Here is a 16094-nt window from a genome sequence, read left to right on the forward strand (position 1 = left end):
GTCTTCCTCCCATTGCTATACCTAAATTCAACTATATCCATAGTAGCACATTTTAATCGCTGAGCCATGTATTATGGACTTTATAATAGAAAAAGAGTCATTACCACTGTTGATGGTAATGACTCTCTATGTGCGTATAGCGCTCATTTAAGTAATAAGCGTATGTACGGATTACTTAACAGCGTCTTTAAGTGCTTTCCCTGGTTTGAATGCAGGTACTTTGCTAGCAGCGATTTCAATTTCCTCACCAGTTTGTGGGTTGCGTCCTTTACGGGCTGCACGTTCACGAACTTCAAAGTTACCGAAACCAATTAATTGTACTTTATCACCATTTTTAAGAGCTTCTAAAATGGATTCGAACACTGCGTCAACTGCTTTAGTTGCGTCCTTTTTGGAAAGTTCGCTAGCTTCAGCAACAGCGTTGATTAATTCTGTTTTGTTCATGCCATTCACCTCCTCCCAAAGTATGCTTCCATTCTACTTCATTTACTTTTATAAGTCGTAATGAAATATGTTTCCATCAGTCAAAACAAAAACTTGCAATATTTTGTCATTAATCATATTTAACATAAAAAACCTTTGATAAACATTGATATATAAGGGTTTTTGCTTTGAACTTGATTTCTGATAAAAGATTATCATAATCCCTAGACCATATCAAGTAAATTAGCGAATTTACAGGCATTTATTCGAATAATGTAGGTTATTTTCCTGTTTTTATTGCCATATCTTCATAATTGAGGTGTTTTTTGAAAGTTAAGACAACATAAAATATAGCTCATTTGTCGATATTTTAACAAAAAAAAAACAGAGGATTACTTATCCATAATGGACCGTAAACCTCTGCTGCACCGTTTAAAGAATAATGGCGATCAAACCGCCGGATCCTTCATTAATGATCCTTTCAAGTGTTTCCTTTAATTTATATCGAGCATTTTCCGGCATCAAAGTTAATTTTGCCTGAATTCCCTCACGAACCAACGAAGATAAGCTGCGCCCAAAAATTTCTGAATTCCAAATGCTCAATGGATTCTCCTCAAAATCCTGCATTAAATAACGCACCAATTCTTCACTTTGTTTTTCTGTTCCAATAATCGGGGCAAACTCAGATTCAACATCTACCTTAATCATATGAATGGATGGCGCCACTGCTTTCAGCCTGACTCCAAACCTGGATCCCTGACGGATGATTTCCGGTTCATCCAGACTCATATCTGCAAGAGATGGTGCAGCTACTCCATAACCAGTTTGCTTAACCATTTTAAGGGCATCGGATACCTGGTCATATTCTGCTTTAGCGTAGGCAAAATCCTGCATTAATTCCAGCAAATGATCCTTTCCTCGAATTTCTACACCCACAATCTCTTTCAGGACCTGGTCATATAATTCATCAGGAGCTGATAAATCAATTTCTGCTACCCCCTGACCCATTTCAATTCCAGCCAGTGAGGCATGAGCGACAAACTCATACTCTTCAAACAGATGAACGAGGCGATCAACATCTCTGAGCCTCTTAATATCCTGGACTGTTTCTCTGATTGCATCCTGATAGGAGGCTCTGAGCCAATGAGTTTCATTAAGAACCATTACCCATCTTGGTAAATTTACATTCACTTCTAAAACCGGGAATTCGAACAATGCTTCACGAAGGACATTTAATACATCCCCCTCCCGCATGCTCTCAACGCTTATCGCCAGCACAGGTATGTCATATTTTTCCTGAAGTTTGGAGCGTAAAACCTCTGTATCTGGATGATTTGGATTCACCGTATTTATAACCATAATAAACGGTTTCCCAACTTCTTTAAGCTCTTCCACCACCCTTTCCTCAGCTTCTACATAGTCAAAACGCGGTATCTCACCAATCGACCCATCTGTCGTAACCACTACACCAATTGTAGAATGGTCCTGTATGACCTTACGCGTGCCAATTTCAGCAGCTTCATGGAATGGTATGGGCTCTTCATACCAAGGCGTATGAATCATCCTGGGACCATTCTCATCCTCATATCCTTTTGCCCCAGGAACGGTGTACCCTACACAGTCAACCATCCGAATATTGACTTCTAACCCTTCATCTACTTGTACCTGAGCTGCCTGATTCGGTACAAATTTAGGTTCAGTTGTCATAATTGTCCTTCCTGCTGCACTTTGAGGCAATTCATCAATCGTACGTGCTTTTTCAGCCTCACTTTGCATTCCAGGAAGCACGACCAACTCCATAAATTTCTTTATAAATGTAGATTTACCCGTCCGAACGGCTCCGACAACTCCCAAATATATATCGCCGCCGGTTCTCTCGGCTATATCCTTAAATATATCGACCCTTTCCAAGAGATCCCCTCCCGCTTCCTCATATATGAGTACATATACGCAATTATGGATATTCTTATAAACTTGGACACTATATATTTATGCGATGTTCTATTAGATTTATGACTAATTTTTTCTCTCCTCTCCATTTATGTAAAAGCCCGACAGCTCATTTATCTCCATCAAACGATAATCACCAATACGGATGTCCACAAAAAAGCTTGAATTAAGATTAATTACTGGGATTAAAAAAAACCTTACTTATACAAATATATTTTGTATAAGCAAGGTTATTCCTCAATTGCCATAAAGACAGGTTTATTTGCTTTTTGATCCCATGTATAAGGCTGTGAATATGCAGGCACAAAGAGATTATTTTTCACTAACTCATCCCTTATATCTTCACCCTCTGTTAAATCCGCCGAACGATCAATAAGTAAATCATATAAATCCGGAGTATAATCAATATATAATTCTCCATCTTCACCTAAAACAAAATGTAAGGCATTTCCCGTGAACGGACTTTTGACGGTAGGTTCCTTTTCAAATCCCATATTTTCATAATTTAGAGTATAGACATTCGGACCGATTTTTTCATCAAAAGCTGGATATCCCTGAGATTGTATTTGTAATTTTGTTTCTCGCAAAGTCTCCGCCAATCTTAAATCAATTAGCCTGACAGTCGGATTGGTTTCTTCATTAATTAGGGTATATTGAAAAATCCCGCCATTTTCATACGCATTCCCAGGTATTTCAGCCATATACTTAGGGACTAATTTTTTAAAATCAATTATGTATTTCATATAATAAGGCGTATCCTGATCTTTGGTCTTAATCGGCAACAGACGGCCACTGTTATCTTCCCGATATTCTAATACTGCTTTTTGGACAGATTCGACCTGTTCTTCATAAGGGACTTGGTTTTGTTGTTTATTTTCCTCCGGATATAAACATCCGGATAGAAGGATAACCGTACAAAGTATCAATAAAAGGCCGGACATCTTTTGTATTTTCTTCCTCATCCTGTTACCCATTTGTAGGACCACTCACAACAATAATAATCATAATAAGGGCAGCAATAAACATAGATACATAGGCAACAGTGGCCAACAGATATTTCAATACTCCCTTAAATTTATACCTGCTTAAATAGATGGCAAATACCGCGATTGCCATTAACCCCATTCCCGCAATCGAAACCCACATTTTTTGCATTGCTAAACTCAAAATTTGGCCCCCCTCTTCCGACAATTATGATACCATCTTTTTATAAATAATGGTATTTTTTCAACCTTTGCTATTATAACCCATAATATACCGGAAAGAAAACAAAAACGGAAGCTTAGGTATCCTGTACCCAAACTTCCATCTTGGACTAAATATATGGACTTAAGACTGGTTATTTGCTGGTTCAGTCATTTAATATACTATGTTTAACTGTACATCTCAGCAAGTAACAAATGCCTATTTTTATAACAATTTAACGGATTATTGATTGTTAACCATCATATCCGTTAAGTCTTCCATTTCGTGTTTCTTGCTTCTTGTCATTAGTTCATCTACCTCGGTTTTAATATCCTTGCCATTAAACAGGACACCGTACAAAGCAGATGCGATTGGCATCTTAACTTGGTATTTTTCTGATAATTGATATGCCGCCTTCGTCGTTCTAACGCCTTCAACAACCATTCCCATACTTTCAAGAACCTCATCCAGATTTTTGCCTTTCCCAAGCAAGTTACCAGCACGCCAGTTTCTTGAATGGACGCTTGTACATGTAACAATGAGATCGCCAATACCTGTTAATCCCAGGAACGTTAATGGATTTGCACCCATCTTTACACCAAGTCGCGTAATTTCTGCAAGGCCGCGAGTCATTAAAGCTGCCTTGGCATTATCTCCATAACCAAGGCCATCCGTAATCCCAGCCGCCAAGGCAATAATATTTTTCAAAGCCCCGCCAATCTCTACACCAACTAAATCCTGGTTTGTATAAACACGGAAATTTTGGTTCATAAATAAATCCTGTATACGCACTGCTGCCTCCATATTTTTAGAAGCTACCGTTACAGTCGTAGGAATCCTTCTGCTAACTTCTTCAGCATGGCTAGGTCCGGAAAGAACAATAATATCTCTTGTGATATCAGAGATTTCTTCTTCAAGCATCTCGGAAATACGCATTAGGCTATCTGGTTCTATTCCTTTACTAACATGCACCATTGTCACTTTATCATTGACAATAGCCTTAACCTTGCGGGCTACTTCACGAATTGCTTTAGTCGGTATAGCAAAAACAATAACTTCCGAGCCAGACAGGGCCTCTTCCAAATCATGATAAGCCTTAATAGCAGAAGGCAGTTTCACATCAGGTAAATATCGAATATTCGCCTGTTCACGATTGATTTCATTGACATGAGCTACCTCATGTCCCCATATTTTCACGGTGTGTCCGTTATCCGCAAGGACAATTCCAAGTGCCGTTCCCCATGAACCTGCTCCTAAAATGGTGACTGTTTGTTGCATAAACTCCACTCCCTAAAAAAATTATTTACGTAATCTGGAAAATATTTTTATAGGTGTTCCTTCAAATCCAAATGCATCTCTAATTTTATTTTCTAAGAAACGCTCATACGAGAAATGCATTAATTCCGGATCATTAACAAAGACAACAAAGGATGGCGGTTTGACTGCTACTTGTGTAGCATAGTATACTTTTAGCCTTTTACCATTATGGGTCGGCGTTGGATTCATCGCTATTGCATCCATTATAACATCATTCAGCACATTCGTTTGAACACGCTGTGCGTGGTTTTCGCTGGTCATATTAATCATTGGGAGCAAGGTATGAATACGTTGCTTCGTTTTCGCAGATAAGAAGACAATCGGAGCATAGTCTAGGAACTGGAATTCAGCTCTGATTTTCTCTTCAAATTTCTTCATAGTTTTATCATCTTTCTCAACTGCATCCCATTTGTTCACAACAATGACAATAGCTCGTCCTGCCTGATGGGCATATCCGGCAATTTTTTTATCCTGCTCAATAATTCCTTCTTCACCATCGAGAACGACGAGGACAACATCCGAGCGTTCAATAGCCCGTAAAGCACGTAATACACTGTATTTCTCTGTGCTCTCGTACACCTTTCCTTTTTTCCGCATTCCTGCGGTATCAATAATGACATAATCGTCGCCATTATATTTATAAGGGGAATCGACAGCGTCCCTAGTGGTACCTGCTATATTACTTACAATAACGCGCTCTTCACCTAAAATAGCATTAACTAGTGAAGACTTCCCTACATTTGGTCTACCAATCAAGCTGAATTTAATAACATCTTCATCATAATCAGGTGCTTGATGATCAGGGAAACTCTGTACAACGGCATCTAACAAATCTCCGATTCCTATTCCATGAGAACCTGAAATAGGAATGGGTTCCCCAAATCCCAATGCATAAAAATCATAAATTAGATTACGCATTTCAAAGTTATCCACTTTATTTACAGCTACTACCACCGGTTTTTTTGAGCGATAGAGGATTTTTGCTACTTCCTCATCAGCTGAAGTTAATCCTTCTCTGCCACTCGTCATAAAGATAATGACATCTGCTTCATCAATCGCAATCTCTGCCTGTTGACGAATTTGTTCCAGAAAAGGTTCGTCCCCTATATCAATACCACCTGTATCAATAATATTAAATTCATGATTTAACCAATCACCGGAACTATAAATTCTATCTCTGGTTACTCCGGCTACATCTTCTACGATCGATATTCTTTCCCCTACAATTCGATTGAAAATTGTAGATTTACCTACGTTCGGCCTGCCCACTATGGCTACAACTGGTTTTGGCATGGTCGTTCACCCTTTCATCTATCCTAGCTACATTCCTGTTTTATGTTTCACTGAATTGTTAGCATGTTTAATGTATTTATATACTATGAAAAAAGAACCCTTCTTAATCATAAAGAAGGGTCTAACTATATTATGATAGCAAACGTTTGGCAAAGTAACAACTCTTCCGTAATATTTATCTCCAATATTAGCTTAAAATTTGAACATAGATGGGATATTTCTCTTTTTTGCCGTTTTCATTACTTGTATTAGAAGATTAATTCTAATACCTTTTCTTCATAAAATCAGCTTAATAAAAAAATTATTACCTTTATTACCTGATTCCCTTTCCTTTTATCCCTATCTGTTGCTGATGAAAAATCTTCCTCTTTGACATTCTCCCTGCATAATGTAATTGAGCTCTATCAAAAAAGAAAGTAATCGTAAGCGTAAGCAACAAAAGGTCGAGTGATTCAAAGGATACGATATCCTTGATAGGGAATCCTTGCATATATATAATAACTGAAAACATCGCTTCTCCAAAAATAATCCCACTATTTAAAATACTGACTCGTTTGGTGGCGTGAATTAAGCTTATACTGAGGCTAACCAACAATGGAGCAGCAATAAAAATCCAGTTTACTATAAACCATACCGGATAGAGAATCGCAAAAATTCTTATACAAATAAGAGCGATCGTTATACAAATACTCGCTGCAGCACCTTTGAGTAGTTCTTTATTAGTCCAATTACTCCATTGATAGACAGACCAAAGGAGACCTGCAAAGATAAATAAATTAACATCCATTAAAAACACATGGATTGAAAGTCCGGCAAAGCAAATACCCCCTAATTGCCTAATCAACCCTCTGCGTCTTACTTCAATCGTTTCATCTGAAATAAAAACAAAGTACCAACAACCAAGCCACATCAATCCAAAAAATAAATAACCTTCATGCATAAAAACCTCCCTTAGCCAGTATGCCAACTTTCTATTTTTTTAAACAAATCTAATTTCGGGAAATTTTTACTCGTACGACTGCTCTGAAGCCTTATTGAGGTCAGAAAGAATGGGTGGATACTTACCTTGAGGGAGGGTAGCCATGACAAGGAGAGAAATTCAAACGATAGTATGTAAACTACAGAAAGAGCTAATTCAGGGTGTAGATCGATTTATTTACTACATAATCAGTCATTTACATAGGTTGCCTAATCCCTTCCATGAATACAAGATGATCTCAAAGGTTGATTTTTCAATCAATTTATGTAAAAACAAAAGAGGCTGGCACATAACTTATAAACGACCCTGAAAAGACGAATGATATCTAATTTATCGGCTTTGTTACTTATTAAAGAGTGAAGTTGGAAGAAAAGTTCGTTCCATTGCGCGCTTACTCCACTCGCTTTCCGCGGGGAGGAAGCTGAGCCTCCTCGACTACGCCTTGCTCAGGTCTCAGCCTTTCCTCTACTTCCCGCAGGAGTCGGTGGCTGCAGCGAAATTCCACTAAGCTTAATAATGGTATACAGTAGTAACCAACCTATTGAAAACAAATAAAATCCGAGCTATTATGCGAAATATTTATTAAAATATCAACTAATAGTTCAGATTTATCATTGACTGAAATACTTATGTCCTAGCCTCGCAGATTGTAGACAAAAGGAATTCAGAATGGCTCTATAGGAGCCCAGTTCTGAATTCCTTCTTTATTTTTTTTACTTTTTCACGAAGGGATAGACCGATCCTTCTCTATTCCATTTTTGTACTTTACCACGTCCAATTGGCCTTCTTCTTCAAGTTCATGGCGGCGAAAGTAAGCATCGCCTGCATGGACAATTTTTTAAGTCCCCTTAAAGTCGTCGATCGCATTCCATGCTTTTCTTTCGCATCCGCAAAGACACGTTCAATCGTTTTTTGCGTTTGGCATATATCATTTTATTCTCATCAGTGTGACGAGGATGTTCGGCCTCTTCCATATCGTCTCCCCACACATGACGGTGAATGAATTTCTAATGATTTTGACTTTGTGTACACTGAGAAAGAAGTGGACTGTCCTCGCACTGGCTTTTACATGAGTCGAATCAACAAATACATGTTCACTACTGATTAATTTCTTGTCAGCTGCCTGTTTTAAAATCTGATAGAAAATCTGTTCAAATAAATCCGTATCTTAAAATCGGCGTTCATAGTTTTTACCGAAGGGAGAGAAGTGAGGAACCTTATCATGGAATCCAAATCCAAGAAACTAACGATAGGCCAGGTTGGTTTCAATCTCCTCAATGGTTTTACGCATAGACCGAATGCCGAACATATATTGAATGAACGTCATTTTAATTAATACGACCGGATCGATACTTGGGCGACCACGTTCCGCAGAATATTTATCCTCGACAAGTGGATAGATGAACGAAAAATCGATGGCGGCTTCCACTTTACGAACCAAGTGGTTTTCCGGTCCAAGGTGTTCTAACGTGATCATCTCTACCTGTTCACGATTCATTTGCGTATGTTTGGTTAACATTCTCATCATCACCTTGGTAAATAATAGTTACCTATAGTATACAAAAAAACACAGAGAATTTCTGTCTTATACCGTGGAAACTCATATATACAGTATCCTATTTTCTGCAGAATGGGAGAGACTCCTGCGGGAAAAACAAGCATATCGAGACCCCGCAGCGCAGAGCGCGAGGAGGCTTGATGCTTGCCCGCGGAAAGCGAGCCCATTCTGTAGAAAATAGCGTTAACCGAATAGGAAAGAATATCCAAAACAAAAAAACTGTAGACAAGGCCCCTAAAAAATTAAGGGATTTGTCTACAGTCTGAGGCGGACCTTATTGGTCCGCCTCAACATTATTTTTTCAAATTCTTTAATTGTTCACCAATCATTTCACCCAATTGGAAACCCTTCGATTCTTCAGGCATTACGTAGTTTTCCATTTCGGCAGCCGCGTTTTCCTCCAGTTCCTTGATGCTGAGAGATAATCTGTGTTCATCCTCATTCACATCAAGTACTTTAACATTAATAACATCCCCTTCGGATAAAACCTCATGCGGAGTGCCAATGTGTTTATGGGAAATTTGAGAGATATGCACCAAACCTTCTACACCTGGATACACCTCAACAAACGCACCATAAGATACGAGCCGTTTAACTGTTCCTTCAAGAACACTGCCTTTTTTAGCTTTGTCAGTAATATCTGACCATGGTCCAGGCAATGTTTCTTTAATCGATAAGGATACTCTTTCACTGTCACGGTCAATGGATAAAATCTTCACTTTGACAGTATCTCCTTCTGAGATGACATCAGATGGCTTGTCCACATGTTCATGAGAAAGTTGGGAAACATGGACCAAGCCGTCAATACCGCCAATATCTACAAATGCACCGAAATCTGTAAGTCGTTGAACTGTTCCTTCAAGAACTTGACCAGCTTGTAAAGTTTCGAGCACTCCCATTTTTTTCTTTTCTTTTTCATCACGAACAACATCTCTGTGTGAAAGGATTAACCGATTTTTCTCCTGTTCGAGTTCTACAATCTTAAACGCTAACGTTTTGCCTTTATAATCAGAAAAATCCTCTACGAAATAATCTTCGACAAGTGAAGCTGGCACAAATCCGCGCACTCCCAAGTCAACCACAAGTCCGCCTTTAACGACGTCTTTAACCTCGGTTTCAATTATTTCACCTTTTTCAAATGAAATAATCAAATCTCCCCAAGCATTTTCCGCATCCACTTTTCTTTTTGATAGAATCAGAGCTTCATCTTCGACTTTAATAATCTCAAACTCAAGCTCATCTCCTTCTTTCACTACATCTGATGCCTTTTCGACGTGTAAACTGGAGAGTTCACTGATTGGGACAATACCGTCATGTTTGCTATCTTTAACTTCAATGACAACTTGTTTTTCTTCAACCTTAGATACAACCCCTTGCACTCGTTGGCCAACATTAAATTCAGTAACATCAATATTTTTCATATCCTCTGTCATATGTACTCCTCCTAACAATCACGGCTTCAAATAGTTTTCAATTTATATTCAATACCACTTTTGAACGATTATTAAACAATATTCAAAATAATTCCTTTTTTCTAACTTCTTATACTTTCCACTATTTGTCAAGCAGGAAATTTATCGGTTTTGATCAATTAGCTCTTTTATCTTTGCCATTATGACTTTTGTCACTTCTTCAGGGGAGGCTTTCTTACTGCGAAATTCCTCCATTGATATCGGCGGTCCAAAAACCACTCTTGTTTTAGAAAATGGCTTATAAGTACCAATTACTGCACATGGGATCACTTGGGCATCCGTTCTCAATGCAAAAAAACCAGCACCTGCCAGACCCTCGCCTAATTCTCCTGTTCTGCTGCGAGTACCTTCCGGGAATAAACCCAGCACATGTCCATCTTTTAGGGTACCCAACCCCTTTCGCAATGCATTACGATCACTCATACCTCTTTTAATCGGTATTGCATGAACATGCGGCAAAATTTTATTAAGAACAGGCAAATTAAACAGCTCTTCTTTTGCAATAAAATGTACATCCCGTGGGCAAGACATCCCTACAACAGGGGGATCTAATTCACTTATATGATTAGAGCATAATAAAACACCACCTGTTTCTGGTATATGTTCTTTCCCTGATACTGTAACACGGTACAATGGAGTTAGAGCGACCTTAACAACGCCCCTGGCGAATCTATAAAATGTCATTCATATACTCCTTTCTCTTCCGCTATTTTCATAATAGCATCTACAACATCATCAATTGAAAGGCTTGTTGTATCAAGTTCAATTGCATCTGCTGCCTTTTTCAAAGGAGATACTTCTCTTTCGGAATCAAATTTATCTCTGGCTGCAATATCAAGTTTTAATTGCTCTATATCAGATTCAAACCCTTTTGATAGATTTTCATCATGTCTTCTCTTAGCCCGCTCATCCACGCTTGCAAGCAAAAATATTTTGACCTCGGCATTTGGCATAACCTGAGTACCAATGTCACGTCCATCCATGACAACGCCGCCTTGTTCAGACAGGTCCTGCTGGCGTCGAACCATTTCTTCTCGAACCAATTTATGTTGAGAAACAGCAGAAACATTTCTAGTCACATTCGGTGTTCTGATATCATCAGTTACGATCACTCCATCGACCAATACATCCTGGCCATGTTCATTATTCTGTAGTTGGATATCAGTCGACATTAATAAATCAAAAAGAGCTGACCCATCATTGGGGTCTATTTCATTTTTTAATGCCTTATAGGTAAGAGCTCTGTACATTGCACCGGTATCTATATATATGTATGTTAACCTTCTTGCAATGATTTTCGCTACTGTGCTTTTACCTGCAGCAGCAGGGCCATCAATAGCAATAGATAATTTTTTATTCATTGGTTCCTCCTTGTTGTATACAAAAGTTTTCATGACTATTTTAACACAGCTTTCCTTTATATAAAGAATTAATAAACGTAAAAAAAACGAGACAAAGCAGTCATGACTTTGTCTTAAGAATACTGCCTATTTATTTATTTGAAATAGTTTCCACTATCTCAGTATAATTATTTTCGAGAACTCCTTCATATCTCACGAGTGATTTCCATTGCGTAAAGGTATGTTCACGGTGAAAAACAAGCTGAAAAAATAATAAAAATAAAAGTTGTATGAGGACCATTTTCTTAATAAATCGTTCAATCGTCTTCACCTGGAACAACCTCCTCTTACATAAGAGTTTGCCCCTGTAATATATTTTTAATCCACCATAACCCGGTTTCTTTTCTCCAACTGTCTCTCAAAACAATAACGCAGCAAAATTTGTCTATCTGTTTCTGTAACATCTACGAATTCAACAGATACTTTTTTTCTATTATTATAGACATCGACTATTCTTTTCACTTTTACCTGGATCGGCAATTCATGTACGTCTCTATTTTTCATTTCAAAAATAAAATGCAATAATAAGTTTGTTTGAGTATTTATCTTGATATTCTGAGGAACTGTGATTGCCGCTCCGCCCGCACTTATATCCGTGGTAAGTGCCGTAAATGGCTCAAATTCATCATTTATAGGTTCGACATTTACATTTGCAGATAAACTAACGCGCACGTATTCTCTGCGCTGGATTTTCTGTAAAGATTCATCGCCCGGATAATTTAAAAGGAGCAGTGGGATATTTTCCCTGACTCTCCCCTCAATTTTAGTAGTAAACATGTAGGTATTTTGATCTTTTCCTACGAATGTTCCTTTTAGATGCGTTCCATTTATTAAATAATCTATTCTATTCGTATGTATATTAACAGGGTAGTCAATATAAAGAACCCCTTCTCTTATATCCATCAATCTGCATCTATATGTTTCCGGTTGATCAGATTCGCTTTTTTCAAGAATTATGGTCATTCCGATTGTAAGCATAATAAAAATGTTTCCCCTCCGCCGTGTGTAAGAATATTCCAAACAAGGACTTATGTACCATTATGACAGAGAATACAAAAAAGGAAAAGGCTGTTTTCTGCCTTTTCCCATATTATTTTTATTAGGATACCTTATCGTATACTTTACTGGCTTCATGCATTTTTTCGACTTTTTCTTCATGACCGTTCTCTGCGTTAATAAAGATTCGGAACGTATCATTTCCAACCGTTCCCATAAACTCATAGCACAAGACATCTTCATATAAATTATTTGTGATAACAGCAAGCCTTTTCTCCATGATTTTTACTTTTCCACTGAGTTTCTCCTCAGCTTCTTTTTCTGTTATAGTTGGTTTGCTCACTTTTCTTTCTTTATTAAGATTTTGAAGATAATCCTCAGATCCCAAACCGATAATATCCCCATTATCCAGTGCTACTTTAATACGGACCGCTTCAGGATAAATTCTCACTTGATTTTTAACTGTCACAAATGTATAAACACCAACATCACTGTATTGCGTGCTCTCAAATAATTCCATATTCTCAAAACCCATCTTATTCAAATATTGAAGGGCTTTCTTATAACCATCGTTTAAGCTTAGTTTAGCATCAGATACCTGGCGGTCATTAATAATATAGATTGGATAACCACCTTTCTTGGTAAGATCAATTCCAATCGTATCACCCGAAGACGCTTCTTTAAGATTAACATGGTAAAAATCATATTTTGAACCATCCTTGTTTTCAGTTACATTTGCCGTTTTCACATTGGAAACACCCGTATATTTCTTTGCCCGTTCAATCGCTTCCTTACGGGTTATTTCTTTTCCAGGTAAATTTTTATAATTGATATCTTTTTCTTGTAGAGATGTGAATGTGGGGCCATATTCACTCTTTTGTCCAAAGGACTTAACATTTTTCTCCATGGTTTTAAGCCCATCAATGACTTGGTTATCCTTTTGACTGTCATCGTTAGTATCCGCCAAAGCTGTTTCCACGTCCATCCACCGTAAATCATTATTAATGATTTTGCTTTGTACACCTCTTAGTTCATCTCTTATATTTGTTGCATCGCTATATAAAGATTTTAGCGTATTATATTCCTCATCAGATAAAGGGCTTTTATCCAAATCCCGCACAGCTGTCTTATAGGCAAAATCACCGATATTTGTTAAAAATTTTTCAGTTTCATGAAATGGCATTAAAGTTAAGGGCAATTGGCCCACATTATTATGCGCTTCATTTGTTAATCTCCAAACCTCAGCCAATGCAGGTGACAAAGAATCTTTTGTATCCATAGCCAATGTGGTCCCGATTTTATCATTTAAAACATCTATTTGATAGTTTAGGTCATTAAAGGCACGTTGATAATTATTTTCGTGTTGATTCATGATAGCTATTTTCTCTTGATGATCCTGGTATGCCCAGTATGCTGTTCCGGCTAAACCGATTACCAATACAGCAATCACGATATTTTTTAACATTACGTTCACCTCAGTTGCAGAATATATGCTTGCCGATTTTTTTTATTTGTGGACGTCCCCAAATCCATGAACTCGTAGCTGTTTCCGGGTTAAAATAATATTCAGCTTCTCCAGTCGGATCCCATCCATTCATCGCATCTATAACAGCGTTTCTTGCTTTATCATTAGGCTCAAGCCAGATTTGTCCATCAGCAACCGCCGTAAATGCCCCCGCCTGAAATATTACCCCAGAAACCGTATTTGGGAACGACGAACTTTGAACTCTATTTAAGATAACGGCTGCAACCGCTACCTGGCCCTCATATGGTTCACCTCTTGCCTCTCCATAAACCGCGTTCGCCATTAACTTGATATCACTTTCTGAAAATCCCGCCGGTATATTGGTGGCTGTCCCACTTGTCTTATTTGTCGCCGTATTTTTTTCATTCGCTGTACCAGTTGATTTTTTACTAGATGTTGATTGTTTAACTTGGTTTTCAATAGGCGTACCCTGATAGTAGGTAAACTCTTTTCCTGAATTAATTTGCTGCTTGACCCAGGAAGCATTGTAATTCGATGCACTGACGAGTTTACTTTTTGTTTTTGCCCCTCCTAAACCATCAACAGGGAGTCCAAATTTCTCCTGGAAATTACGTAATGCCCAGTAAGTTCCCCACCCAAAAACTCCATCAATTTTCCCATGATAATAGCCAATATTTTGAAGACGAGCTTGTAATTCAATGACATCATCCCCAATGGCTCCCCTTTGAATCACCTGGTTGGTAAATGCTTCAGTCTTTATAGTAAACATTGGTGAGAAGACTAAAAAACAGCCAATTACTAAAAAGGATACTAACTTTCTTGCTAATCCCTTCATTTCATGCCCTCCTGTAGAATTAATGACAGTAAGGGTAGTTTTTGCAAACACCTGCAAAATATTCAGTTCACCTTAAAACTAGCTATCATAGGATTCAGACAATAATTGTTCCATCTATTTTTAAGGTCAATCTGAAAACAAAAGGAATCAGGCATTTTAATAAATAGCAGTAGGTTGGATATACATATTGAACGCCGAGGAATTAAACTTCATCTTTGAACTGGGGAGACGAATCGGTAGATGGCATAACATAAAACGGAGGTGTTAAAATCATTTCTTTCAGGAATCATATCAAAAGAATGGGAACAATCGTGAGTAATTTCAAGAACTTTATTTATATGGACAAAATAAAAAAAACAAACCCGGATAAAATCAGCTGACCTTTCAAAAGGCAGTAGATTTAGTTTCTCTGAGTTTGTTTTCTTGATTAACAATATCAAACTGATTCAAAGGATTGTTTAAAAGCTTTCTCTGTTAATATTCTGGCCTTTTTCACTTTCCATAGGCCGAGCCCCCAAAGACCAAACATAAATGGAATTAAATAGATATACCATTTTTCCTGCTCCATCAAAATATAGTTAAAGGAACCATGTAAGGCGATTGGAATGAATAACGCTGTCAGTATATAAGTAATCTTTAGACGGGGATGTGTTTGGAATTTGGCTTTCCCAAAATAGAAGCCCATGATGACACCAAACAATCCATGGCTTGAAACAGGAAACATTGCTCTTCCCCATGCATATTCAAGCCCGTTCGAAAATAAGTAGAGGATATTTTCCAATGTTGCAAAACCCAGTGAAATGGAAACCCCATAAACAATTCCATCATATGGTTCATCAAAATCAATATGACCATAAATCAAGAACATAAACAAGGCCCATTTTATCAGTTCCTCGACCATACCCTTTTCAAAAAACGCATCCGCCCACACAGAAAGAAACACTCCTTCTGCCTGAATAACATATTGAATAAACATAACAGGGATGACGAATAAGGCACCGTAGATAAAGGCTTTTAATACAACAGATACAGGTTCAGTATTATATTGATCTTTCAAGTAAAAATAAATTAGCAGGGCTAAACCCGGTGCGACACCTGCCGTTAATATATTTAACATGGATTACCCTCTCTTTTTTACTCTTTCTTCCTTCAATCGTAACATGGACGAAAAAAAAAGAAAATCAAGAATTCTCGTCATTT

Annotated in this window: 15 protein-coding genes and 1 pseudogene; all 16 read right to left on the reverse strand. The window is 37.8% G+C overall.

The window, feature by feature from the left end; all coding sequences use genetic code 11:
- Positions 1–171: 171 nt before the first annotated feature.
- Positions 172–444, reverse strand: a complete 273-nt coding sequence (locus AC4G3K_RS01435; protein ID WP_491076226.1) for an HU family DNA-binding protein — start codon at positions 442–444, stop codon at positions 172–174.
- 411 nt (positions 445–855) lie between these two features.
- Positions 856–2334, reverse strand: a complete 1479-nt coding sequence (gene spoIVA / locus AC4G3K_RS01440; protein WP_491075506.1) for a stage IV sporulation protein A — start codon at positions 2332–2334, stop codon at positions 856–858.
- Positions 2335–2603: 269 nt separating this feature from the next.
- Positions 2604–3335, reverse strand: coding sequence for a YphF family lipoprotein (locus AC4G3K_RS01445; protein WP_491075507.1), 732 nt, complete (start codon positions 3333–3335; stop codon positions 2604–2606).
- Between the two features lie 4 nt (positions 3336–3339).
- On the reverse strand, positions 3340–3540 hold the full coding sequence (locus AC4G3K_RS01450) for a DUF2768 domain-containing protein (protein WP_491132216.1): 201 nt from the start codon (positions 3538–3540) through the stop codon (positions 3340–3342).
- Between the two features lie 261 nt (positions 3541–3801).
- Complete coding sequence (locus AC4G3K_RS01455; RefSeq protein ID WP_491075509.1) at positions 3802–4836, reverse strand: NAD(P)H-dependent glycerol-3-phosphate dehydrogenase; 1035 nt, start codon at positions 4834–4836, stop codon at positions 3802–3804.
- Positions 4837–4857: 21 nt separating this feature from the next.
- Positions 4858–6168: a ribosome biogenesis GTPase Der gene (der, locus tag AC4G3K_RS01460; protein WP_491075510.1), complete on the reverse strand. Its 1311-nt coding sequence runs from the start codon at positions 6166–6168 to the stop codon at positions 4858–4860.
- 313 nt (positions 6169–6481) lie between these two features.
- A complete protein-coding gene (locus AC4G3K_RS01465) occupies positions 6482–7108 on the reverse strand; it encodes a YphA family membrane protein (RefSeq protein WP_491132217.1) in 627 nt (208 codons plus the stop codon).
- An 804-nt stretch (positions 7109–7912) separates the two neighbouring features.
- Positions 7913–8666 (reverse strand): annotated as a pseudogene (locus AC4G3K_RS01470) (transposase).
- Between the two features lie 332 nt (positions 8667–8998).
- Complete coding sequence (gene rpsA, locus AC4G3K_RS01475) at positions 8999–10138, reverse strand: 30S ribosomal protein S1 (RefSeq protein ID WP_491132219.1); 1140 nt, start codon at positions 10136–10138, stop codon at positions 8999–9001.
- A gap of 141 nt (positions 10139–10279) precedes the next feature.
- A complete protein-coding gene (locus tag AC4G3K_RS01480) occupies positions 10280–10861 on the reverse strand; it encodes a lysophospholipid acyltransferase family protein (RefSeq protein ID WP_491132220.1) in 582 nt (193 codons plus the stop codon).
- Positions 10858–11538, reverse strand: coding sequence for a (d)CMP kinase (gene cmk / locus AC4G3K_RS01485; protein WP_491075514.1), 681 nt, complete (start codon positions 11536–11538; stop codon positions 10858–10860). The genes AC4G3K_RS01480 and cmk overlap by 4 nt, the downstream gene beginning before the upstream one ends.
- A 130-nt stretch (positions 11539–11668) precedes the next feature.
- Positions 11669–11848, reverse strand: coding sequence for a DUF5359 family protein (locus AC4G3K_RS01490; protein ID WP_491075515.1), 180 nt, complete (start codon positions 11846–11848; stop codon positions 11669–11671).
- Positions 11849–11895: 47 nt separating this feature from the next.
- Positions 11896–12555, reverse strand: coding sequence for a flagellar brake protein (locus AC4G3K_RS01495; RefSeq protein ID WP_491075516.1), 660 nt, complete (start codon positions 12553–12555; stop codon positions 11896–11898).
- A 121-nt stretch (positions 12556–12676) separates the two neighbouring features.
- Positions 12677–14038, reverse strand: coding sequence for a germination protein YpeB (gene ypeB, locus AC4G3K_RS01500; protein WP_491132221.1), 1362 nt, complete (start codon positions 14036–14038; stop codon positions 12677–12679).
- 10 nt (positions 14039–14048) lie between these two features.
- Positions 14049–14894, reverse strand: a complete 846-nt coding sequence (gene sleB / locus AC4G3K_RS01505) for a spore cortex-lytic enzyme (RefSeq protein ID WP_491075518.1) — start codon at positions 14892–14894, stop codon at positions 14049–14051.
- A 436-nt stretch (positions 14895–15330) separates the two neighbouring features.
- Positions 15331–16011 (reverse strand): glutamic-type intramembrane protease PrsW, encoded by a 681-nt coding sequence (prsW, locus tag AC4G3K_RS01510; protein ID WP_491075519.1) that lies wholly within the window; start codon positions 16009–16011, stop codon positions 15331–15333.
- Positions 16012–16094: the final 83 nt, after the last annotated feature.

The organism is Bacillus sp. z26 (assembly GCF_058313635.1).

Bases quoted from the DNA above. Each gene is read 5' to 3' on its own strand.
- AC4G3K_RS01435 (WP_491076226.1), bottom strand. From the start codon at position 444: ATGAACAAAACAGAATTAATCAACGCTGTTGCTGAAGCTAGCGAACTT.
- AC4G3K_RS01445 (WP_491075507.1), bottom strand. From the start codon at position 3,335: ATGAGGAAGAAAATACAAAAGATGTCCGGCCTTTTATTGATACTTTGT.
- AC4G3K_RS01455 (WP_491075509.1), bottom strand. From the start codon at position 4,836: ATGCAACAAACAGTCACCATTTTAGGAGCAGGTTCATGGGGAACGGCA.
- der (WP_491075510.1), bottom strand. From the start codon at position 6,168: ATGCCAAAACCAGTTGTAGCCATAGTGGGCAGGCCGAACGTAGGTAAA.
- AC4G3K_RS01465 (WP_491132217.1), bottom strand. From the start codon at position 7,108: ATGCATGAAGGTTATTTATTTTTTGGATTGATGTGGCTTGGTTGTTGG.
- rpsA (WP_491132219.1), bottom strand. From the start codon at position 10,138: ATGACAGAGGATATGAAAAATATTGATGTTACTGAATTTAATGTTGGC.
- AC4G3K_RS01480 (WP_491132220.1), bottom strand. From the start codon at position 10,861: ATGACATTTTATAGATTCGCCAGGGGCGTTGTTAAGGTCGCTCTAACT.
- cmk (WP_491075514.1), bottom strand. From the start codon at position 11,538: ATGAATAAAAAATTATCTATTGCTATTGATGGCCCTGCTGCTGCAGGT.
- AC4G3K_RS01495 (WP_491075516.1), bottom strand. From the start codon at position 12,555: ATGCTTACAATCGGAATGACCATAATTCTTGAAAAAAGCGAATCTGAT.
- ypeB (WP_491132221.1), bottom strand. From the start codon at position 14,038: ATGTTAAAAAATATCGTGATTGCTGTATTGGTAATCGGTTTAGCCGGA.
- sleB (WP_491075518.1), bottom strand. From the start codon at position 14,894: ATGAAGGGATTAGCAAGAAAGTTAGTATCCTTTTTAGTAATTGGCTGT.
- prsW (WP_491075519.1), bottom strand. From the start codon at position 16,011: ATGTTAAATATATTAACGGCAGGTGTCGCACCGGGTTTAGCCCTGCTA.